The sequence below is a fragment of the Ohtaekwangia koreensis genome, assembly GCF_900167975.1.
In the GTDB taxonomy this organism is placed as follows: Bacteria; Bacteroidota; Bacteroidia; order Cytophagales; family Cyclobacteriaceae; genus Ohtaekwangia; species Ohtaekwangia koreensis.
The window spans coordinates 1,785,822-1,808,229 of record NZ_FUZU01000001.1 but is presented as its reverse complement, the minus strand read 5'-3'; the positions used below and the strand labels follow the sequence as shown (position 1 = coordinate 1,808,229).

The following is a 22,408-nucleotide window of genomic DNA, read 5'->3' as shown; positions in this document are numbered from 1 at the left end:
GCCCTAAAGACAAGACGTAAATATAAGGGTTGCATGGTGGAGGTTGATACGCAATAATTTTGTGGATGTACCAAAACGTTGTATTTTACAATAAATTTCATAGTCCATTTTCTACATTTGCATTTCTAACCAAGAGCTTCTATGATTTTTGACAAAAAAGCCGAACTAAATGTGTTAATCAATCTGGCTGCCAGCGATAAAACAGTAGCCGATCGTGAATCAAAACTAATCCAGACTATTGCCAAAGCTAACGGCATAAGCAAGGAGGAAGTTGACCAGTTACTGAGCAACCCTCAGCCTATTGGAAGTATCAATAGCCTTACCAACGATGAGAAATTTGAGCATCTCTATTTCCTTATCCAGTTGATGAAAATGGATGGACAGGTTTTCAGAAGCGAGATTGTTTTCTGTGAGCATATCGCTGAAAAACTTGGATTCAAGAAAGGCGTTGTTGCTGAAGTTTCACAACACGTTTACAGTGATCCTTCAATCACCGCTGACCGTGACATGGTTAAACAAAAAGCGATCAAATATTTGAAAGCATAATACTGACTTCAGTCGAACCTCTACAAACAAAGCCCCTGGTATTTAAACCTGGGGCTTTATTTATTAAATATATACCCTTCAACAAATAATCAACTCTCTTTTCTCAGGATCTGCAACGGTGGTGTATTGATCACTTCACGTGAATTGAACCAACCGATGGTTACCGTTAACAGGATAACACCAGATGCTATAACAAGCAACTCCAGCCAATCGAAACCAAACGTGATCTCGAAGAAAAACTTCGTCAGCAACCACCCTCCTCCCATCGACAGGATCATCCCCGTAAGAGCAGCGAATAAACCAAGCCACGCGTACTCGATCAGCGTGATGAGCATGATCTGACGGGTACGTGCACCAACTGTGCGGAGTAAAACATTCTCTTTGATGCGAACGAATTTACTGTTGATCACAGCGCCAGCCAACACAACCAGCCCGGTGATGATGCTGAATAACGCCAGCACACGAATTACCAATCCAAGCTTATCGAACAATTGATTGACGGTGCTTAGTATTAGCCGCAAGTCAATTAGAGAAACATTGGGATATTGCATCACCAGTTGTTGCTGAAAGCGATTCGCTTGTTGTTGATCATCAATGCGTGTAGCCGTCACGTAGATCTGCGGAGCATTCTCCAATACACCGGTTGGGAAAACGAAAATGAAATTCGGTGGATCTTTCGGCCAGTCAACTTTACGAATACCCGCGATGCGAGCCTTCACCGGTATACCTTGCACATCAAAGACCAACGAGTCGCCAACCGTCACTTTCAAATTCTCCTCCATCCCTTCGGAGATCGTTACCCAAACAGAATCTTTACCTTCCTTCTTTTTTTGTAACTCCCCTTTTATCAATTCCTCCGACTTGTTCAACGTATCCCGATAGGTTACACGGTACTCTCTGGACAACGACCAATTGGGAATATCATCTGTTGTGTCATTCAGCATTGTACCAACAGCTTTACCTTTCACCTCGCTTAACCTGCACGTTATAATCGGCACAACTTGATTTACTTTTAGCTTGTTATCTTCCATCAGTTTCACCACGCCCTCCCGCTGGCCGGGTTGTATATCAAAGAGAATCGTATTGGATTGATTTTCCTGACCTGTAAACTCTACCTGGCTCAGCATACTTTGCTCCACTATATTTAATGTCGAGATGATAAAAGCGCCTAGCCCGATCGTTACCAGCAACACCCGCGTCTGGTTATTCGGACGGAACAGACTGGACAACGAGTGCCGTAGCACGAAGCCTGCCTGACTCGGGAAAAATTTCCGTACAAGGTATAGCAGGAACGAAGCCACCAGCGTGAGACAACCTAACGCAGCAATGAGGCCCAGGAAAAAGAAAAGCCCCGTCATGATACTTTTTGTTTGTATAGCGGCAAATGCTATAGGGAACAGTGCGATCAATACAACAACAGTAAATTGCGTCTTTGAAAACCTGGTTTTATTACTTGCTTCCGATGAAGCACGCAGTACAGTGAGCGGTGGCACAAACCTCACCGACACCAATGGAAGTATAGAGAACAAAACAGATACTACTGTACCGAGCAGCAACCCAACAAAAAGTGATCGTAACGAAAGTGAGAAGCCTACATCAAACGGTATAACGCCTTTCAGAAAAACCGGAATGAGTTGTTGTATACCGATGCCTATCAAAGAGCCGATGATGCTTCCGGCAATTCCAAGCACAAAGATCTGTATGAAGTATATATTGAATGCTTGCCATCCTGAAGAACCGACACACCGCAGCATCGCTACTTCTTCGCGTTTTTCGCGGGCATATATATGTACTGAGCTTGCTATACCTATACATCCCAGAATGAGGGCAACGAAACCCAGCAATGAAAAGAACCTGTATATAGACATGAAACCTTCTCCCAGACCTTGCTTTCTTCCCTCTACCGTTTCGTAAGAATGACCATATTTTTTTACGATCGGACCAAGCGTTTTCTCCGTCTCGCTTACTTGCGCTTCGCTGGTAGCTTTGAAGTATTGCTTATAGTTCACGCGACTTCCATACTGCACCAGGCCCGTTGAATCCAGGTCGCTCAATGCTATATATACCGAAGGAGTAAAGGTTGTCATGATACCACCACCACCCGGGATCTTTTTAACAATACCCGCTACCTTGAATACACGATTGCCTAATCGCAGGGAATCATCTGAGCTTACTTCGAACTGACTCGCCAGTGTTTCATCCAGCATGGCATAGCCTCCCGTCTGCATGCGCTTGTAAGCATCGGCAGGTTGTGTTTCAATCTGTCCGTAGAAAGGAAAAGGCCCCGAGAGTGCCACAAGTCGGATCAGTCGCGATTGATTATTATTCAGGAAAAGAACCATCGAAGCCATGTCTGCTTCCGATGCTTGTTGCATCCCTACGGTATCAAATGCTTTTATTAATTCCGGACTGAATTTCTTATCACCGTTCACTACAAAGTCGGCACCGATTAATTCTTTGGCGTTGCGATCTATATCACTCTGCAAAGTATAGTTTAGCGAATCGAGCGCTACAACGGCTGCTATACCCGTAACCAACGATGCTGTAAACAAAAGAAGTCGCGAGAAATTATGCCTCGCATCACGCCAGGCCATAGACCATACCCACCGATCGGTAAATATATTCCTGGTCTTGCGTTTTAGTTTAATTATGTATTCGATCATGAACTTGAAATCCTGAAAATTATACTATATCTACTGCCCTATACTTCTTTTATAGCGAGCGAATTATGAATTTCTTCTACCAGCTTTCCGCCTTTCATACGGATAATGCGTTGTGTACGCTGGGCAAGATCAAGGTTGTGCGTAACGAGTATAAGTGTAGTGCCATTCTCCTTGTTCATACCAAACAGAAGCTCAGTAATATGCTGTGCATTTTCTTCATCCAGATTCCCGGTAGGTTCATCTGCAAAGAGAATTTTAGGATCGGTAATAAAGGCACGCGCCATGGCTACACGTTGCTGCTCACCACCGGAGAGCTGTGATGGGTAATGATGCAACCTGCTTCCGAGTCCTACGCGTTCGAGTAAAGTTTTTGCTTTTGGCTGTACATTTTTTTCACCGCGGAGTTCGAGCGGTACCATAACGTTTTCGAGTGCTGTTAAAGTTGACAGCAACTGAAAATTCTGAAAGACAAACCCTACATATTGATTCCGGATATAGGCACGATCGTCTTCACTCATGGCATTGAGTTTAAACCCCATAAGCGAAACGGTTCCCGAAGAGGGAGTATCTAACCCGGCACAAAGTCCGAGAAGTGTAGTCTTACCGCTCCCAGAAGGCCCAATGATGGCGAGTGAATTTCCCTGGCTCACAGAGAACGATACATGATCGAGCACCGTTAGTTCATTGCTTGCAGAGCGGTATATTTTGGTGAGGTTATCTGTTTGAAGTACCGTGTTTGACATGGTTTTGTTATCTGAATATGTATGAGTAATCGTTAAAAGAACTAAAATTGTTCTGGTTTAATTTAAGCACTAACAGGTTTTTTATACTATGGTCGGGAAATTAGGGTTGATTATTTCATTTCTGCTTCTGTTTCAGGCAGGAAATTCTACGAAAACGATATTGTTTTATGGCGATAGCCTTACGGCAGGATACGGTCTTTCTTCTACAGATGAAGCCTTTCCCGCGTTGATTGAAAAGAAATTGAAGCAGCAGGGGAAGCCTTCTAAAGTAATTAACGCAGGACTAAGCGGAGAAACATCTGCCGGTGGTTTATCTCGATTAGAATGGGTTCTTCGCCAGCCAATCGATGTATTTGTGCTTGAACTCGGGGCGAATGATGGTCTTCGTGGCTTACCGCTTGAGCAGACGCAAAAAAATCTTCAGTCTATAATAGACAAGGTGAAAGCCAAATATCCGAAAGCAAAAATTGTTGTTGCGGGCATGATGGTGCCTCCTAATTTAGGACCAGACTATACATCTAAATTCAAAAAGATATTTCCTGAGCTAGCCAAAAAGAATAACGCTACGCTGATACCGTTCCTGCTGCAAGATGTTGGCGGCAATGACAAGCTTAATCAAACCGATGGTATACATCCGAACGCTGAAGGGCATAAGGTGGTAGCAAATAATGTATATAAGATTATTCTGCCGTTGTTGTGAGTATAGTTGTCGCTATGGGTTCAGTACTATTATTATGAGAGATGAATGCATTCAAATTGTGCGCATGATATAGATGCATTAGAATCCCCTAAAACAAAAAGCTCCTGCCATAAGACAGGAGCTTTTTTATTTCAAACTATATTTCTATTCGAATCGCAATGATTCTATAGGGTCGAGCTTCGATGCTTTGTGTGCAGGGTAATATCCTGAGATCAACCCTACAATTATACATACAATCATACCAATCATCATCCACATCCAGGGCACTACAAAGGTTTCTATACCCATAGCCCGTGACATCAGGTTCCCTATAATTATACCAAGTATAACGCCTGCTATACCTCCCAGTAAACATACTACGATAGCTTCAATTACAAACTGCTGACGAATACGAAGAGGTGTGGCACCAAGGGCTTTACGAACGCCTACTTCGCGCGTTCTTTCTGTTACTGATACGAGCATGATGTTCATCAACGCTATAGATGCACCCAGCAGTGTTATAAATCCTACACTGAAACCTCCTATACGCAAGGCGTTGGTGATTGTAGCCATGTTCTCAGCAAGCGTCTCGCTCTTCTCAAGCTCAAATGAATTCTGCTCCCCTATTCTATCATGGCGAATGCTACGCATTAAGCCGGTTGCTTCTCCCATAGCATATTCCAATTGTGTAGGATCAACTATACCTACTGTAAGTTCGTACCACAAGCCACGACCCTTTGCCATTTGATTTGCTTTGATGATAGGGATCAACACCATGTTATCGAAGTTGTCTTCCGCGAGCTGTCCTTTTTCTTCTAATATACCGATAACACGAAACTGTGCCCCTAGAAATGTTACCTCCGTACCAACGGCCTTTTCATTTTCGTCGTATAGCGCCTTATATATCTTGTATCCTAGTACCGCTACTTGTGTACCCCGCTCATTTTCAAATTGTGAAAAGTTTCTTCCCTCCTGCAATTCAAGTGCCTTGATCGCAGCATACTCTTCATTGCATCCTTTTACCTGAACATTGGGGTTTGTCTTTTTGGATTTCCGTTTTACTTCTGCAATGTCGGTAAGGCCGGCCGATAAACTTTTAGTAGCGGGCACATCATACTTTTCAATAAACTGTTTCGCTTCCGTAAGTGTAATTTGGGGATATAATTTTTCGGTCTTGCCCCGGTTATTGGCACCGCGGTTAGACCGCGATTTCACATCGAACGTGTTAACGCCTAAAGACGCGAGGCTTTCGTTCACCGATTGTTCGATACCGTCAATAGCAGTAAGTATTCCCACCAGCGAAGTGATACCGATGGCCACGATCAGTGCTGTAAGAACAGAGCGCAACATGTTGGCTCTTACTGACCGAAGACCTTCTTTTAAATTTTCAATAATGTCCATGCCTGCTTCAAACGTTTATAGCGTATACATAGGTTGATAAACGGGCCTAAATGTTACAAACTGTAGCAACTAAATTTATAGAGACCCGGTTAAACTATCAATTTACAGCCTTGTCTATCGCGAATGTTGTATGAGAATTGTAAATTTAAACTGATTAATGGGACGTGTATGAAGAAATGTGTGATTTTATTGGCCATCCTGCTGATCGGTAAGCTTGGCGTGGCCAACTCGATTTTTATTCCAATGGATGGAAAGCAAGCCAACCATTTGAAGGCGTATGGCATTGCCTACTGGATTTTGAAAAGCGAAATGGAAGTTGACTGGCTGCTGAATTATCGTGGCGGAAGTTTTATGTGTCAGTACCACCCGGCTATTCAAAATGAATTGGTGGTACGCGGTGTGAGCTTCGAAATTATTTCGGATGCACAAACCAACCAGATCATCAGCGAGATCGCGAGTCCCGCGGTTAACTATGACATTATGAAACTTGAGAAATATCCGCGTATAGCGGTATATTCTCCTAAAAGTAAGCAGCCTTGGGATGATGCTGTAACATTGGTATTAACGTACGCTGAAATTCCGTACGATGTGATCTTTGATGATGAGGTAATGAGTGGCGTACTTCCAAAGTATGATTGGATCCATTTGCATCATGAAGATTTTACCGGCCAGTATGGAAAGTTCTATAGTCAATTCAGTAATTATCCCTGGTATATTGAACAGCAGAAAGAAGCTGAAGACCTTGCCCGTAAACATGGCTTCCACAAGGTATCGCAGTTGAAGCTGGCGGTGTCCAAGAAGATAAAAGAGTTTGTGAGTGGCGGGGGATTTTTATTTGCGATGTGTTCTGCCACCGACAGTTATGATATAGCATTGGCAGCTGATGGCGTTGATATCTGTGACCACATGTATGATGGCGACCCTGCTGACCCACAGGCTCAGCAAAAGTTAAACTACGATAACACGCTCGCCTTTACCAATTTCAGATTGGAACGGAATCCCTTACAATATGAATTCTCCGATATAGATAATCAACCGAACGAACGAGGGCTGCGTCAGGACAATGATTACTTCTCTGTCTTCGAATTCTCCGCTAAATGGGATCCAATTCCTACCATGTTGACCCAAAACCATACACAGGTCATCAAAGGTTTTTTTGGACAGACCACCGGGTTCAAGACGAATCTGATCAAGCCTGATGTGCTGATCATGGGCGAGAACAAAGAGATAAAAGAAGCTAAATATATACATGGTATTCTAGGCAAAGGCTTCTGGACATTTTATGGAGGACATGATCCTGAAGATTACCAGCACCAGGTTGGCGAAGAAGCGACTGACCTAAATCAGCATCCCAACTCACCGGGATATAGACTGATCTTAAATAATATACTCTTCCCGGCCGCTAAAAAGAAAAAGCAAAAAACTTAGCCAGTATACTGACTACTATAGAACTATAGCTTGATATTGATAAAAAAAAGAAGGCACGGAATACATCCGTGCCTTTGCTTTCAGGTAGATTAGAGCCGGTTAGTCTAATTGCAGATTGTAACGGTAAAGTTTCCGTTTACAAATGTATCGTCTTCAGAGCGAGCATCTATACGTCCTGAGATCTGTGTAGAAGTTATCTCAGTGATTTCGACAGCGCCTTCTGTTGCAAAATTATTGGTAGTAGATTCCTGATCGAACAATGTCACGATCTGATTGTCCTCGGCATCCCAGTTGTTGAAATCGAATTTCAATTTATATAGTCCGGTTGCGTTGGGCAGTGTAAAGAAAACATGATCGCCTTCCGGCCATGTAGAGCAGCCCTCACCGGTATGTCCCTGAACAAGGGTAATATAAATAGTCCCTTCAGAATTGGAGCCGTCTTGTGAAGCATACCCGGTTTGATACGCCCAATCGGTGTTATCGATTTTGCCAGTCAGGTTCTGTTCTTTGAAATTGTAAGCGGGATCTTCTACGTCTTCCTTACAGGAAAAAGCAGCTATTGAAAGCATGCTTAAGAAGAGAAAGTTCTTTTTCATCGATGGGGGTCTTTATGAACACAAAGTACCCTATATATACTGTCTTAACTTCCGTTAACTTGACTGATATCTTACATGTATAGTATAATAGTTTAAAGTAACAGCTTTCGGGTTTCGAACTGAATGTCCCAACACTAAAACGCTGATACTTTATACCATCATTGTGAAATATGTTTTACAAACAGTCGCTTCGCCACCGGCATAAGCGTTTCGGAAAAAGGAAATTTCATCTTCGATAAAATGAGATAAGTGGCCGGGTTCGGCAGATCCGAAAACTTTTTAATCAGGTCAAGCTTGAGCCGCTCATAGGTATACAGTGGCCGTTTCTCCACGGATTCTATAAATTCGGTATTCAAGCTGCGCAGTTGTTCCTGGCTCCCTTCGAAGATACTCACCTGGTATCGGTAGATACTGGTTTCTTTTTCCGGAGGCAGCGTTACAAACAAGTACCCTTCATTCGCATATAGCGGTGTTACCCCGATGGGTGAAATTTCACATTGTGACTCTACATACTCGTATATGACAGAGCCTTCCTGAAGCGAGTCTTTAATTTTTGGCAATGAAAAGTCGATGATGTTTTCGAGCTCGCTCATCACAGCATCGTCATCCACCAATTGTCGATAGGTTAATTCAAGCTTCTTGAACTCCTCCACAGAGATCTCTTTAGGAAATGACTCGCGGATCAGAGTTTTGTTTTCCTTTACTGCCAGCAGGTTCCGGTAATGAAATACCAGGTCGGCAAGGAACGGATATAGCTCAACCTTATCGAATGAATTACGAACCGTTTGGAGATACGCCAGCAACACGTATTTCTTGTACTCAAAATCAATCAAGCCTTGCGTAAGCCAATCTTTTGACAATTTTTCCATAACTACACGTTTTGACATTAAAATTTACTCAATCCTTTTGAAGGAATAAAGAGTAGTGGAAAGAAATAGTAATGAAAGGGGTAAGTTTTTGGTTGGAAAGTCAGAAAAGTCGGAAAGTCAGGAAGACGGAAAGTCGGATACGTTCAGGCTCGCTTTACAGGTTAGCAGCTTGGTTATTTTGTCATGTATAAATTCATAACGTTTCTATTTCTACTTTACTCAATTCTACTTTTCCTTCCTACCACTTTTCATACTCCCCAGCACACCTCATTCTCAACTTTCGGACTTCCCGTCTTCCGTCTTTTGGACTTTTCGACTACCATCTGCGGTTCGAAACCGATTCCACACTGACATCTTGCCACTTCATCAATTCTATTTTCATGCCATCCGGGGGGTGATTGGCTTACAAAAGCTGACATGAATTGGAAAATTTGTCCGTTATTCGCGTTTCTTTCCGCTATGGCATAAAAGCTGTAAGCCGATGACTGTCAAAATTTGTTAACCTTTTAAATCCATTACATATATGGCAAAAATCAACTTTAAACCAAACGAGGACAGGGTACTAGTTGAACCCGCTGAAGCTGAAACTAAAACAGCGTCTGGAATTATCATTCCTGACACGGCAAAAGAAAAGCCTCAGAAAGGCGTAATTGTAGCCGTAGGAGAAGGCCTGAAGGACAAACCTGTAACTGTAAAAGTAGGTGACAATGTTCTCTATGGAAAGTATGCCGGTACGGAAATCAATATCGATGGAAAAGAGTACCTGATCATGCGTAACTCTGATATCTTCGGAATCATTTAATCAATCACTCAAACAATCTAAATTATGGCTAAAGAAATAACCTTTGATACGTCCGCCCGCGATAGAATTAAGAAGGGTGTTGACAAATTAGCGGATGCCGTTAAAGTTACCCTTGGTCCTAAAGGCCGTAACGTTATCCTGGATAAAAAATTCGGTGCTCCTACAGTAACAAAAGATGGTGTATCTGTAGCAAAAGAAATTGAACTGAAAGACCCTATCGAAAATATGGGTGCACAGTTAGTGAAAGAAGTTGCTTCTAAAACTGCTGATGCTGCCGGTGATGGTACTACTACTGCTACTGTATTGGCGCAAGCTATATATGCACACGGTATTAAGAACGTAGCCGCTGGTGCTAACCCAATGGATCTGAAACGCGGTATCGACAAAGCTGTTGATGCTGTGGTTGAGAACCTGAAGAAACAATCCAAAAAAATCAAAGATTCTAACGAGATCGCACAAGTTGCTACGATCTCTTCTAACAGCGACACTACCATTGGTAAAATGATTGCCGATGCTATGGACAAAGTTGGTAAAGATGGTGTGATCACTGTAGAAGAAGCTAAAGGAACTGAAACTGAAGTGAAGACTGTAGAAGGTATGCAGTTCGATCGCGGTTACTTGTCTCCTTACTTCGTTACAAATACAGAGAAGATGGAAGCGGACTTAGATAGTCCTTATGTTTTGATCTACGATAAGAAGATCAGCAGCATGAAAGAATTACTTCCTATCCTGGAGCAATCTGCACAAACAGGCAAGCCGCTTGTAATCATCTCTGAAGAAGTAGAAGGTGAAGCTTTGGCTACGCTGGTAGTAAATAAAATCCGTGGCGCATTACGCGTTGCAGCGGTTAAAGCTCCTGGCTTTGGCGACAGAAGAAAAGCAATGCTGGAAGACATCGCGATCCTCACAGGAGGTAAAGTGATCTCTGAAGAGCAAGGTTTCAAACTGGAGAACGCTACATTGGATATGCTTGGTCGTGCTGAGAAAATCAACATCGATAAAGACAACACTACAATCGTAAATGGCGCTGGTAAGAAAGCGGATATCGATGGTCGTGTAGCACAAATCAAAGCTCAGATCGAATCCACTACATCTGATTACGATAAAGAAAAACTGCAAGAGCGTTTGGCTAAACTTTCGGGTGGCGTTGCTATACTATATATCGGTGCTGCTACTGAAGTTGAAATGAAAGAGAAGAAAGACCGTGTTGACGATGCATTGCATGCAACGCGTGCTGCTGTTCAGGAAGGTATCGTTCCTGGTGGTGGTGTTGCTTACATCCGTGCTATCGAAGCATTGAAAGATATCTCTACACTTGGTTTGGACAACGATGATCAGGCAACTGGTGTTAACATCGTTCGCCTTGCATTGGAAGCTCCTCTGAGAACAATCGCTGAAAACGCTGGTCAGGAAGGTTCTGTTATTGTAAATAAAGTTCGCGATGGCAAGAAAGACTTCGGTTTCAATGCTCGTGAAAACAAATACGAAAACTTCTTCGATGCAGGTATCATCGATCCTACGAAAGTATCACGCCTTGCATTGGAAAATGCAGCATCTATCGCAGGTCTTCTGTTAACTACTGAAGCAGTAGTATCAGAAATCCCTGAAGAAAAAGAAGCACCTGCTATGCCACACGGTGGCGGCATGGGCGGCATGATGTAATCGATACAATCATACTATATATAAAGGCTTCATCGAAAGGTGAAGCCTTTTTTATTTAACAAATATATAGCCGGTAAATATAGGCTGATACAATATAGATCTTCCGGATGCTGACGCTCCTACCCGATCTTCTTTTTATCAATGAAAATGGAGTCCGATACCTGGTACTTACTTCTGTCTATACCTTTCGCAGATGATATTTCACCGGTAGGAAGAAAACGAAGTTCGATGCGTTCACCTTTGCTGCGTTTATTATAGCTATACCACAGAGGCTTCGTAGCGGTACGCTTTCCATCCGGTGTCGTCTCAGCGTATACCATCCAGTAGCCATCTTCGGGCAATGTCCCAAAGTCTTTCTCATAAGACTGCCTAACCGCCATCGGCACCTGCTCCGGTGTTATGCGTATCGACTGTTTTGCAGGTGCTTGTGCAAACAGTGCTACGCCTGTAAGCATGCAAACCATCATGGTGATTACTATTTTTTTCATAGGGTTGATTGTATTTATTATAGCTATGATAACGAGATGATAACTTTTGAAGTTATAGCGATTACATACCGTAAAGCACCGTATTTTTTCCGTCCCCTTATTACCATTTACATCACGGATATAGCCTGTCCTTCTATTCACTTCTTAGACAAAGGACTATATGAAATCGAGAGATAATTGTTTCACCGTACATCTTTAACTGTCCCACAGCTGCAATTCTTATAAGTAAAGTATGACTGGCATACCTGCGAGACATTGATAATATTACTTCACTGAAACAGCAAAATTGGGCGGAGTTTAGTGTGATGTAAACACTATGACCAATTGTATGGTTGATTACATAGGAGAAAATTGGCTATATCCCATTTTATCTTACACCTAAACGAGGCAAGTCACCCATGCGGTTCCAAGCCGGACACACTGAATTGTGTGGAATTCATATAAATTTGGACTCACAACTAATCTGACTCTTCTGTCTATGGGCCAACGAATTCCTAACATCTGGATAATCGATGATGATCCTATGTCATCTTTTATGCTTAAAAGGCTTGCGGAACTCGGAGAACTCGCAGACATCATCACGATCTATAACAGCGCGCGTGCAGCCTTGGATTACCTCCAGGCGAACCCTAAGGCTACGAATCAACTACCTGATGTAATTCTACTGGATATCTATATGCCTGTTGTAAACGGCTGGGATTTTCTTTCCAGGTTTAAAGAACTTAAAAGCAACCTCAGCAAACCGATCGATATCATGCTCGTAAGTTCATCCGATCATCCACGCGATATAAGCCAGGCAGAAACCTTCGAAGAAGTTATGGCCTATGTTACAAAGCCCGTTTCTCTTGAACGCTTAAAGGAGCTCCTGGTAAGACCTTAATTCGCCCCTGTTTTAATAATTTTTTGACTGCCGTCAGCCTGGGCGTTGCCATCTTTATATCGGTTCGCGTCCAATAGCCCCAGCGTATCGTTATTGCCTATATATATATTTGCGGCCGTAACACCATTTACAGGTAAGAAGATCGAAAATGTAGCGCCCTTGTTCAGCTCACCTTTACCATCAATGATACCACCATGCATCTCTACTATCTTTTTGGCGATTGATAATCCAATGCCTGTACCGTCATAGTTACGTCCGTGAAGGCGTTGGAAAATACCGAATATTTTATCCTTATACTCGTTTTCAAAACCAATACCGTTGTCCTCCACTTTTATACAAACAAAATCCTTTTGTCTGATATTATACTCACGCGAGATCTCCTGGGTGATTGGTTGTTCTTCTATCTTGATATGAGGTATCTCCTTATCGGAGAATTTCAATGCATTCGTCAACAGGTTTTGAAAAAGTTGCCGCATTTGCCCAGGCACTGCGTTCACCATAGGGAGATTGCCAACTGTAATCACCGCATTCTTTTCAGTGATCGCTATATCGAGGTCGTCACAGATACGTCTGATAATTCTATTCAGGTCGGTCTTCTCTTTATTCAATTCACTGTTTGAAAGTTTTGATAGTGTAAGTACATCTTCAATAAGGGTTTGCATGCGGCTTGAAGCCGATACAATCTTGTTGAGGTAACTCAATTCACTTTCCGATATTTTATCTTTAACTTTTGATTGAAGTATATTTCCGAAAGCCTGAATCTTCCGCAGCGGTTCTTTCAAATCATGTGAAGCTACAGAGGCAAACTGGAGCAGATCAAAATTAGAACGCTCCAGCTGCGTATTCGACTCTATCAATTGTTGTGATGTGACTTGCAGATCCTGATAACTGCGCGCGATCATATCGGCAGCTCTCTTCTTATCGGATATATCTGTAAAAGTCGTGACCAATCCATCCAGCATCTTTACTGCAATGACATCAAACCATCGGCCATTGCTCTGTTGGTGAAACTCAAACTGTGCGATCTTATTATTGGTGATCACATCTTCAAACATGGACATAAATTCTTCCCTCTTATCTCCAAAATTCATCGACATGCTTTTACCGACAGCAGACCCGCTCTGTAAGTCCAACATTTTTTCGGCTGCATCATTTATCGCCAACACTTCAAAGTCAACAATTTTCTCTTCTTTGCGAATTGCCTGATGCGCAATGATACCGCTGGTTGAACTATGAAATATACTTTCAATTATACTGGAAAGCTTTTTCGACTCCGTTACATCTATAAAATTGATAACGACACCATCAGTCTCCTTGGTATGTTTTAAATAAGGAGCGATCCGCATGGAGTAAAACATATTATTGGTAAGCACAACTTCTTTCTGAACGGCACGACCATCCGTGGCTACCTGCCTAACATATTTTACCAGGTCTACATCTTTCAGGTTGGTGGTGATGTCCATAATAGATCTGCCTATATCTGACTCTATAAGGTTTATCACGCGCTTTACAGCCGGAGTAAATCTCCGGATGACCATCTTTTTATCAATGAGAATTTGTCCGATACCAGAATTTGTAAAATAGTTATTGAGATCATCGTTAAGTTCGAGGAGCTCTTTTATTCTCAACTGGTGCTCTCCGCTTACGGTATGAAGTTCTTCGTTCAAAGATTGCAATTCTTCATTGGTACTTTGCAATTCTTCATTCATCGAGATCAACTCTTCGTTGCTCGATTGCAATTCTTCATTTGTTGTTTCTGTTTCTTCAACAATCGCCTGCAGGCTTTCACGCGTTTCTCTTAATTCCCGCTCAAGTTCATTCAGCCGCTCGAAGTCAACGGACAAATCTGTTTGGGTCGTAATAGGTTTATCTATAATTAATTCCTCCTCCAGCACAATACATAAAAATGCAAGTTCCGGTTGACGGAAGAAGGGCTTCACGATGATGTTTACAAAATGATCTGTGTTATCGTCCGGTATCCACGCGTGATTCATGATTACACGTTCGTTCTTGGCAATAGCTTTTCGAACACAGATTCCCAACGTAACGGCCAGGCTCGGACGGACCAGCTTTAACAAGTTGAAATTGAAATTATCATCAGGCAATCTTAAAAAGTGTTTGAAGTTCCCAGTTGCCTGCTTAATGTTAAATTCCTTATCTATAAATATACCGGCAATTCTTCGCCCTTCGATCAACGTTTCTTTAAACGCTTCCGTCATGCTGCTCGTAGCTTGCTTCGCGTAGGGATGATGCGGGGTAACATATAGCCTGTTCTCCAGCGGAGTGATGATCGCGTCCGGATCGGATGAACGTGACTTGGTAAGACATCGGTATATCTTCCATTTCCGGTTCACCTCCTGCATGGATTCCTTCAGGACACCTATATTTTCGCTCGGCCCCAACATGAGGAACGAATTCATATTCAACGCAAAGTGGAATCGCCTTAAGGCCTTTACCTGGAGATCGCTCGTCAGGTATATAAACATATTACGACACGTAATCAGGTCAAGTTTGCTAAAGGGAGGATCACGCAGTATATCATGATTTGCAAAAACTACAAGCTTCCTTAACTCTTGTGAAACCCGATAGGTATTGCCTTCCACTATAAAATACTTTTCAAGATATTGTACAGGAACATCGCTGGCAATGGACTCACTATATATACCCCGAGAGGCTATTTCCAATGCTTCTTCATCTATATCGGTGGCAAATACCTTCACACTAAAATTCACTTTCAATGCTTCCATCTGCTCCATGAGCAAAATTGCCACGGTATAAGCTTCTTCACCACTGCTACAGGCAGCTACCCAAATTTTAATAGAATCTCCAGGTTTCTTATCGGCAAATATAGCGGGTATAACTTCCGTCCGAAGCGTTTCAAAAGCTTCCTCATCTCGGAAGAAGCGCGTTACGTTAATCAGAAATTCCCGGCAAAGTATTTCCAATTCTTCCGGATTCTCCTGCAAAAAATCGCGGTAGTCTTTCAGCGTCTTGACATCAAGTTCCGCCATGCGCTTCGCCAAACGTCTGAACAACGTTGGGCGTTTATAGTGCATAAAATCATGTTGCGTCTTCTGATGCAACATTTCAAGTATATCTTTTAGTAACAATTCTTCAGTTTGTGTAAGTGTAGTAAGAGAACGAACGAGTGGAACCTCTTTTAAGAATTCGAGCAATTCAGTTCCAATCATTTCCGGAGGCAAGACAAGATCAGCCAGTCCCGTTGCTATAGCGCTGTTTGGCATTCCGTCAAACGCAGCACTTTGCGGGTCCTGAACAATTACGATACCCCCTTTCTCTTTAATGGATTCTATACCACGGGAACCATCGGTACCCGTGCCCGACAAAATAATTCCTATGGCATCTTTTGTTTTTTCTTTTGCGAGTGATTCAAAGAATATATCTATAGCATGGTTTGGCAATGTAGATTGTTCCTTCTCTACCAAGTAGAGTTTTCCCTTTCGAACGGTCATTAACTTTTTGCGTGGGAGGATATATACACAGCCAGAACGAATTGGCATTCCATCTTCAGCCTCCAATACTTGCATGGCAGTATGCTTGGAAAGCAACTCTACCATAAGGCTCTTATAGTCTGGAGAGAGGTGTTGAATGATTACAAATGAAAGGTTATTATGTTGGGGGATGTTATCAAACAAATCGTGAATAGCTTCGATTCCTCCGGCAGAGGCGCCAATTCCAACTATATAATGTTTATTGTATTTTATTAATGAATGAGCCATCGGAATACGAAGACAATTATTTTTAATTTGCTGAATAAATTAATGTGCCTATATTTAAATAATGAATATGATGAACATTCTTCTGGTGGAAGATGATCCTGATGACGTTGAACTTCTATTAGAGGCGTTGCATGACAACGATGTGAAGTTCAGGATAGAATCGATTAAAGAAGGCGATAAGGTTCTTCCTTACCTCCAATTGTGTAAAATTTTCCCCGATATTATCATTCTCGATTTGAATCTTCCAAAAATGCATGGACGTGAGGTGTTAATTTCCCTAAAATCTTCAACGTTCAGTCATATACCTATAGTTATACTTACCACTTCTTCCTCTAAAGAAGACAAGGAGTTTTGCCTGAAGTCAGGAGCCGATAAGTTTTTAAGTAAACCGTCTACCGTTGAAGGATTCAACCAAACGGTATTGGCCATCACGCAGATTGCCAATCAACACGTGGAGAAGAATCTGTCCCGCTAAATTAAAAATTTGTTATTTTTTGGCGACTGTGATTTTCACGTCACGGAAAATTCCTTTTTCAATGGCTGTCTCATTATGTGAACAGAGGAACAAGCCTATATATACTTCATCGCTTAATACAAGCTCACTATATTCAGCCGTTACGAAGGGCTCTCCCATCCGGGCGGCAGACATCTTATAGAGGTTTCCTTTGCGTTCCAATTTCAATTGGGTGGGCGCCACGATTTCTGTCGTCACTTCTTCGGTCATTCCACCTATAACTTTTCTATATTGAAGTGAAGTCAATCCATCACCATGCACCACGGCATTAATGTGCGGTGAGTTTGCGTCCAGATTCTGACGAACCATCCATCCTACTTTCCGGTGTGGCTCAACACCCTTGCCAACAAACTCTACGGTAGCCTCCAGTATAAAATCACCTTTCACTTTTTTCCAGATAAAATGAAAATCATCATGATCGAACCACATATTACCGCTTGCCCCTTCCAGGGTATACACTTGCTCTGATATACTATAATTGAAAGCCCCTGACTTTTCCGGATTGCCGATGTGTGTATAGCCTGTGAATACACCTGTACTTTGTAACAAGGTATATCCACTGCCACTGACTCCTAAAAGAATGAAGCTAAAGAGTGGAACGAAGAATCTTTTCATTTCTTGCCGGCTTAGAGCAAGAAAAGGTAAGTGGATTTAATTGAATAAGTGAACTAGTGTGGTAATTTTTTCTGAAGAAGACCATATACCCAGGTGCCTGCTATAGCACTGAGTAACGTAAAGATAACCACTACTGCGCCTGTACCAATCTGTGCATACAACGGCCCGGGACATGCACCCGTCATGGCCCATCCAAAACCAAACAGCAATCCACCGTATATATTTCCCTTACTAAACTCCTTTACAGGGAACACCATGGATTCTCCGTTCAATGCTTTTACATGGAATTTCTTTAGGAGCAAAATGGAAATCGCTCCTGTCAATACAGCTGACCCGATTACGCCATACATGTGGAAAGATTGGAAGCGAAACATCTCTTGTATGCGAAACCACGAGATCACCTCGCCCTTCACCAACAATATTCCAAAAAAGATTCCAGCTAGTATATATCGGATATAGTGCAGTGGCGAATGCACCTTCAGTGTCGGTTGGGATTCTCTGTCCAGTGATCGGACATCACCGTTATCACCCTGCGAAAGTTTCGTGGTTTTATTTCCGATTGTCTTCATAGCCGCAGGATATAGGGTAGAACAAAATTAGCAACCACAATCCCTCCGATCATAAAACAAATAGTCGCGATCAACGATGGCCATTGCAAATTGGACAGCCCGGTGATAGCATGGCCGGAAGTACATCCCCCTGCATAGCGGGTACCAAATCCCACCAGGAAACCTCCCGCGATCATCAGTATAAATCCCTTCAGGGTAAAAAGATTATGAAGATTAAAAAGATCTTTCGGCACCAGCCCCTTCATATCTGTTATACCATAGGCTGCAAGTTCGGCCCGCAGTTCGTCTGTGACCTGGACTGGCTCCTGCGAACTTAAAGTGGTAGTGGCTATAATAGCCCCCATAAAAATACCGACAACAAAAAGTAAATTCCAGATCTCCTTTCTCCACGGATATTGAAAGAACGGAATGTCCATCGGAACACAGGCAGCACAGATGTGACGCAACGTTGAAGATATACCAAAGGGTTTATTCCCCAACACCAACAACAGCGGCACTGTCAACCCGATGAGAGGCCCTACAATATACCATGGCCACGGATTTGACAGAGCATCGAGCAGTTCCTTCACTATATATTATGATTTGGATGCACAGACAAAATCCGACTTCGGTATATCTGTGGCTGCAATTGCTTTGAAACCACCAGACACTTCAATAAGGTTGTTCCAGCCTCTTGCTTTCAGAATTGAAGCCGCGATCATGGATCGGTAACCACTCGCACAATGTATATATACCTCTCCTTCTTTCGGAAGTTCAGAAAGGTGTTCGTTCAGAAAATCTAATGGTGTATTCATTGCCCCCTCTACATGTTCTGCCTGAAACTCACCAGGTTTACGAACATCGAACACGGATAATTTACTGTTATGAAAACGTTTTGCAAATTCATCGGCAGATATAGTATCAATGGTGTCTACATCTTTGCCAGCTTGCAGCCATCCCTTGAAGCCGCCCTTCAGATATCCTAATGTATTGTCATATCCGACACGTGCCAGTCGCGTTACAATTTCTTCTTCGCGACCTTCTTCAGCAATCAACAGAATAGGATGAGTAACGCCAGGAACCAACGCACCTACCCACGGAGCAAAACTTCCATCGATCCCTATATTTATAGCATTGGGTATAAAGCCTTTCGCAAAAATCTGTGACGCACGCGTATCCAAAACCAAAGCACCGGTTTCATTGGCAGCTGTTTCAAATTCATCGGGCGTGAGTGCATGTGTACCTTTGCTCAATACACTATCTATACTCTCATATCCTTCCTTGTTCATTTTCACGTTCTCCGGGAAATATGCAGGAGGCGGAAGCAAGCCCTCGTTCACTTCTTTTATAAATTCTTCACGCGTCATGTTGCTACGCAAAGCATAATTACGGGTGCGTTGATTACCAAGGGTATCAACGGTTTCTTTCATCATACTTTTACCACACGCTGAACCTGCGCCATGTGCGGGATATACTATAACATCATCTGCCAACGGCATGATCTTGCTTCGTAGTGAATCATACAGCAATCCAGCAAGATCGTCCTGCGTCATGTGTGCAGCTTTTTGTGCGAGGTCCGGGCGGCCGACATCTCCCAGAAATAAGGTATCGCCACTAAAGATTGCGTAGTCTTTACCGTTTTCATCACGCAATAAATAGGTAGTCGACTCCATGGTGTGCCCGGGTGTATGCAACACTTTAATAGTCACTTTACCAATCTTCAGCTCTTCGCTGTCTTTGGCTATATATGCTTCAAACTTTGGATTAGCATTTGGACCGTAAACAATGGTTGCTCCGGTTTTTGCAGCGAGATCAAGATGTCCGGATACGAAATCTGCATGAAAGTGTGTTTCAAGCACATACTTGATTACGGCATTTCCTTTCTTTGCTTTTTCAAGATACGGTGTAACTTCCCGTAATGGATCAATAATCACGGCCTCCCCTTCTGACTCTATGTAATACGCGCCCTGTGCGAGGCAACCGGTATAAATCTGTTCAACCTTCATGATTTTTGTCTGTTACTGAATGCAAAGATAGACATAAGTTAACTTTATCGGGTATAGGTTATCGGCGAATCAGAGGCAGTCGTCTAACAAAAAATCGTGATGCGCCTACCCGGTAACCGAATCAATCGGGTTTCTGACATCCCGTGGCTTTCTCGACTTTTTTAATTCCGAGGGAGTGAGCCCTGTTATTTTTTTGAATTGTGACGAGAGGTGTGCCACACTGCTATAGCCAAGCTTCTGAGCAATTTCACTCAGATTCAGTTCATCATAGAAAAGAAGTTCTTTGACCCGTTCAATTTTCTGACGGATGATATACTGTTCAATGGTAATTCCCTCAACAGAGGAAAAAAGATTACTAAGAGAATTATAGTCGTGGTGCAATTCGTCTGCGAGTATATCGGACCAATTAAATTTCCGGTCAATACTTTCAACATGATGTACTCGTTCGATGATCTTGTTCTTAATGCTTTCAATAAGCCTCGCTTTGCGGTCATCGATTCGCTCAAAGCCAACGGCCTCTAAAGCACGATCAATTTTTTCCTGCTGTTCTTTGGTCAAGTCCGTTTCCTTCAACGTAACCTCACCCAACGTTACCTGCTCCGGATAAAACCCAAGTTTCTTCAGCTCCTGCTCTACCACCATGATGCAGCGGTTACAAACCATATTTTTTATATGCAGTGTCATCGATCGGTCGTGATTTTAATGTGAACTTGACGAAGTGATAAAAAGTTCGGAGCAAATCAACTATTGCAATCCTCCTTTGCCTCTGTATAGCGATACTTTTCCATCCAACTCCAATGCCAATACGGTAAGGTATCGATCTTTTGACACCGAGGGAATATCAACATAAACCAGTCCGGGTACAGGGCTCCATGAAATTTTACCTACAACTTTAAAAGAAGCATCATACGATGTTCCGAGTACACGAATCCGCTGAATCTTATTTTTAAGCCCCTTGATCAGAATAGGTTTTTCCGGATTACCGAGCATGAACAAATATAGCGTTGAAGAATCCTTGGACAATGTACTGGGGCCATAGTAGTGACCGGCAGGTAAACCTGCGCGGGTACCAAAGATAGCTTCCTGATGTTTTGCATTCCATTCACCAAGCTCTTTCAATATCTGAACTTGTTCAACGGGTATAGTGCCATCTTCTTTCGGTGCTATATCTAACAGTAAATTTCCTCCATGTCCAATGACGTCCGCAAATATACTAATGACCTCATAAGGCGTTTTCCATAGTGTATCCGTTGCCTGATAACCCCAGCTCGCATTCGTTGTCATGCAAAGTTCCCACCAAGGAAAAGCGGGCTTCTCTACAGGGAAATTCTGCTCCGGAGTTTCATAGTCACCATATCCTTGTAAACGTCCATTGATAATCGCATTTGGATTTCCTGAAAGTATAATGTTGCGTATAGCCGGTGACTGCCATTCAGCAGCGCTATGTTCCCAGTCTCCATCAAACCACCAGAGATCAGGTTTATATTTTGTACTGATCTCCTGAATCTGACCTTTGTTATACTCTTGAAATTTCTTCCAACGCAGTGGCTGGGCGCTAACGCTATAGCGCGTGCTATCTTTCAGAAAACCCGGATAATCTTTATAGGACCAGTCAATCAATGAAAAGTAAGCACCGCACTTTATATCACGCTTTCGCAAGGCAGTATAAAAAGGTGCGAGCAGATCACGCTTGGCAGGTGTATTGTTCACAACGTTTAACGGACCCGATTTCCAAAGAGCAACACCATCATGATGCTTGGTCGTAATCACAGCGTATTTCGCCCCAGACGCTTTTATCAGATCAGCCCATTGCTCAGGATCATAATGTTTCGCAGTGAAGCCTTTCAACTGCTTCATATAGTCTGCATAACTTATTTTTTTATTGTGGAACGACCATGATTCATCCACACCATTCACGGCATAAATCCCCCAGTGAATAAAAACGCCAAGCTTCGCATCTGCGAACCACTGCATCTTATGTCGTATTGAATCTTCAGAAATCTGTTGTGCACGGCTATCAAGCGTTGCAAACAACATCATGCAATATGAAAGTATGATAAAAGAGATGCCGAATCTGTTTTTACAAGTCATGAAAATGAAATATTAAACGTCAGAATTATTAGCGCTAAACTGCTTGCTAAAATAAGGGGTTCTTTATATTTTGTTAAGGTATTCTACAAGAAATAAAGAACCCTTTTTTATAAACCTAACCGTGTGTATTTCGTGCT

20 protein-coding genes are annotated in these 22,408 nt (G+C 42.5%); 7 read left to right on the top strand and 13 right to left on the bottom strand.

Features of this window, described 5'->3' with window-relative positions; translation table 11 throughout:
• Positions 1 to 141 precede the first annotated feature (141 nt).
• Positions 142 to 546 (top strand): hypothetical protein, encoded by a 405-nt coding sequence (locus B5Y40_RS07550; RefSeq protein ID WP_079686066.1) that lies wholly within the window; start codon positions 142 to 144, stop codon positions 544 to 546.
• Between the two features lie 89 nt (positions 547 to 635).
• Here B5Y40_RS07550 and B5Y40_RS07545 read toward each other — a convergent pair whose 3' ends face one another.
• The gene (locus B5Y40_RS07545) at positions 636 to 3,209 is read right to left on the bottom strand and encodes an ABC transporter permease (RefSeq protein WP_079686065.1); all 2,574 of its coding nucleotides are present in this window, start codon (positions 3,207 to 3,209) and stop codon (positions 636 to 638) included.
• A gap of 38 nt (positions 3,210 to 3,247) precedes the next feature.
• Positions 3,248 to 3,952: an ABC transporter ATP-binding protein gene (locus B5Y40_RS07540; protein WP_079686064.1), complete on the bottom strand. Its 705-nt coding sequence runs from the start codon at positions 3,950 to 3,952 to the stop codon at positions 3,248 to 3,250.
• Positions 3,953 to 4,040: 88 nt separating this feature from the next.
• On the opposite strand from B5Y40_RS07540, the gene B5Y40_RS07535 reads away from it, so the two are divergent.
• Positions 4,041 to 4,652: an arylesterase gene (locus B5Y40_RS07535; protein ID WP_079686063.1), complete on the top strand. Its 612-nt coding sequence runs from the start codon at positions 4,041 to 4,043 to the stop codon at positions 4,650 to 4,652.
• 144 nt (positions 4,653 to 4,796) lie between these two features.
• Here the strand turns inward: B5Y40_RS07535 and B5Y40_RS07530 are convergent, their stop codons facing one another.
• Entirely contained in the window at positions 4,797 to 6,032 is a 1,236-nt protein-coding gene (locus B5Y40_RS07530) for an ABC transporter permease (protein ID WP_079686062.1), read from the bottom strand.
• 168 nt (positions 6,033 to 6,200) lie between these two features.
• Here B5Y40_RS07530 and B5Y40_RS07525 point away from each other — a divergent pair, with 168 nt between their 5' ends.
• Positions 6,201 to 7,460 (top strand): asparagine synthetase B, encoded by a 1,260-nt coding sequence (locus tag B5Y40_RS07525; RefSeq protein WP_079686061.1) that lies wholly within the window; start codon positions 6,201 to 6,203, stop codon positions 7,458 to 7,460.
• Positions 7,461 to 7,564: 104 nt separating this feature from the next.
• Here B5Y40_RS07525 and B5Y40_RS07520 read toward each other — a convergent pair whose 3' ends face one another.
• Both B5Y40_RS07520 and B5Y40_RS07515 read right to left on the bottom strand, forming a co-directional pair.
• The gene (locus B5Y40_RS07520; RefSeq protein WP_079686060.1) at positions 7,565 to 8,056 is read right to left on the bottom strand and encodes a hypothetical protein; all 492 of its coding nucleotides are present in this window, start codon (positions 8,054 to 8,056) and stop codon (positions 7,565 to 7,567) included.
• 158 nt (positions 8,057 to 8,214) lie between these two features.
• Positions 8,215 to 8,925, bottom strand: coding sequence for a hypothetical protein (locus tag B5Y40_RS07515; RefSeq protein ID WP_079687115.1), 711 nt, complete (start codon positions 8,923 to 8,925; stop codon positions 8,215 to 8,217).
• A 523-nt stretch (positions 8,926 to 9,448) separates the two neighbouring features.
• Between B5Y40_RS07515 and B5Y40_RS07510 the strand changes: the two genes are divergently transcribed.
• Positions 9,449 to 9,727 carry a co-chaperone GroES gene (locus tag B5Y40_RS07510; RefSeq protein ID WP_079686059.1) on the top strand — a complete coding sequence of 93 codons (279 nt, stop codon included), beginning with the start codon at positions 9,449 to 9,451 and terminating at the stop codon, positions 9,725 to 9,727.
• Between the two features lie 24 nt (positions 9,728 to 9,751).
• Complete coding sequence (gene groL, locus B5Y40_RS07505; protein WP_079686058.1) at positions 9,752 to 11,389, top strand: chaperonin GroEL; 1,638 nt, start codon at positions 9,752 to 9,754, stop codon at positions 11,387 to 11,389.
• Between the two features lie 119 nt (positions 11,390 to 11,508).
• Here groL and B5Y40_RS07500 read toward each other — a convergent pair whose 3' ends face one another.
• A complete protein-coding gene (locus tag B5Y40_RS07500; RefSeq protein WP_143785648.1) occupies positions 11,509 to 11,877 on the bottom strand; it encodes a hypothetical protein in 369 nt (122 codons plus the stop codon).
• Between the two features lie 478 nt (positions 11,878 to 12,355).
• Between B5Y40_RS07500 and B5Y40_RS07495 the strand changes: the two genes are divergently transcribed.
• Entirely contained in the window at positions 12,356 to 12,757 is a 402-nt protein-coding gene (locus B5Y40_RS07495) for a response regulator (protein WP_079686056.1), read from the top strand.
• Here B5Y40_RS07495 and B5Y40_RS07490 read toward each other — a convergent pair.
• Positions 12,754 to 16,497, bottom strand: coding sequence for a chemotaxis protein CheB (locus B5Y40_RS07490; RefSeq protein WP_079686055.1), 3,744 nt, complete (start codon positions 16,495 to 16,497; stop codon positions 12,754 to 12,756). The genes B5Y40_RS07495 and B5Y40_RS07490 overlap by 4 nt on opposite strands.
• A 67-nt stretch (positions 16,498 to 16,564) precedes the next feature.
• On the opposite strand from B5Y40_RS07490, the gene B5Y40_RS07485 reads away from it, so the two are divergent.
• Positions 16,565 to 16,972 carry a response regulator gene (locus B5Y40_RS07485; RefSeq protein WP_159453627.1) on the top strand — a complete coding sequence of 136 codons (408 nt, stop codon included), beginning with the start codon at positions 16,565 to 16,567 and terminating at the stop codon, positions 16,970 to 16,972.
• 12 nt (positions 16,973 to 16,984) lie between these two features.
• On the opposite strand, the gene B5Y40_RS07480 is transcribed toward B5Y40_RS07485, so the two are convergent.
• The 6 genes from B5Y40_RS07480 to B5Y40_RS07455 form a co-directional block, all read right to left on the bottom strand.
• Positions 16,985 to 17,626: a DUF1349 domain-containing protein gene (locus B5Y40_RS07480; RefSeq protein ID WP_079686053.1), complete on the bottom strand. Its 642-nt coding sequence runs from the start codon at positions 17,624 to 17,626 to the stop codon at positions 16,985 to 16,987.
• Positions 17,627 to 17,679: 53 nt separating this feature from the next.
• Positions 17,680 to 18,195 carry a DUF6691 family protein gene (locus B5Y40_RS07475; protein WP_079686052.1) on the bottom strand — a complete coding sequence of 172 codons (516 nt, stop codon included), beginning with the start codon at positions 18,193 to 18,195 and terminating at the stop codon, positions 17,680 to 17,682.
• A complete protein-coding gene (locus tag B5Y40_RS07470; protein WP_079687114.1) occupies positions 18,192 to 18,755 on the bottom strand; it encodes a YeeE/YedE family protein in 564 nt (187 codons plus the stop codon). The genes B5Y40_RS07475 and B5Y40_RS07470 overlap by 4 nt, the downstream gene beginning before the upstream one ends.
• A 15-nt stretch (positions 18,756 to 18,770) precedes the next feature.
• A complete protein-coding gene (locus B5Y40_RS07465) occupies positions 18,771 to 20,180 on the bottom strand; it encodes an MBL fold metallo-hydrolase (RefSeq protein ID WP_079686051.1) in 1,410 nt (469 codons plus the stop codon).
• Between the two features lie 105 nt (positions 20,181 to 20,285).
• Positions 20,286 to 20,864, bottom strand: coding sequence for a helix-turn-helix domain-containing protein (locus B5Y40_RS07460; protein ID WP_079686050.1), 579 nt, complete (start codon positions 20,862 to 20,864; stop codon positions 20,286 to 20,288).
• 60 nt (positions 20,865 to 20,924) lie between these two features.
• Complete coding sequence (locus tag B5Y40_RS07455) at positions 20,925 to 22,271, bottom strand: alpha-L-fucosidase (RefSeq protein ID WP_079686049.1); 1,347 nt, start codon at positions 22,269 to 22,271, stop codon at positions 20,925 to 20,927.
• Between the last annotated feature and the right edge of the window lie 137 nt (positions 22,272 to 22,408).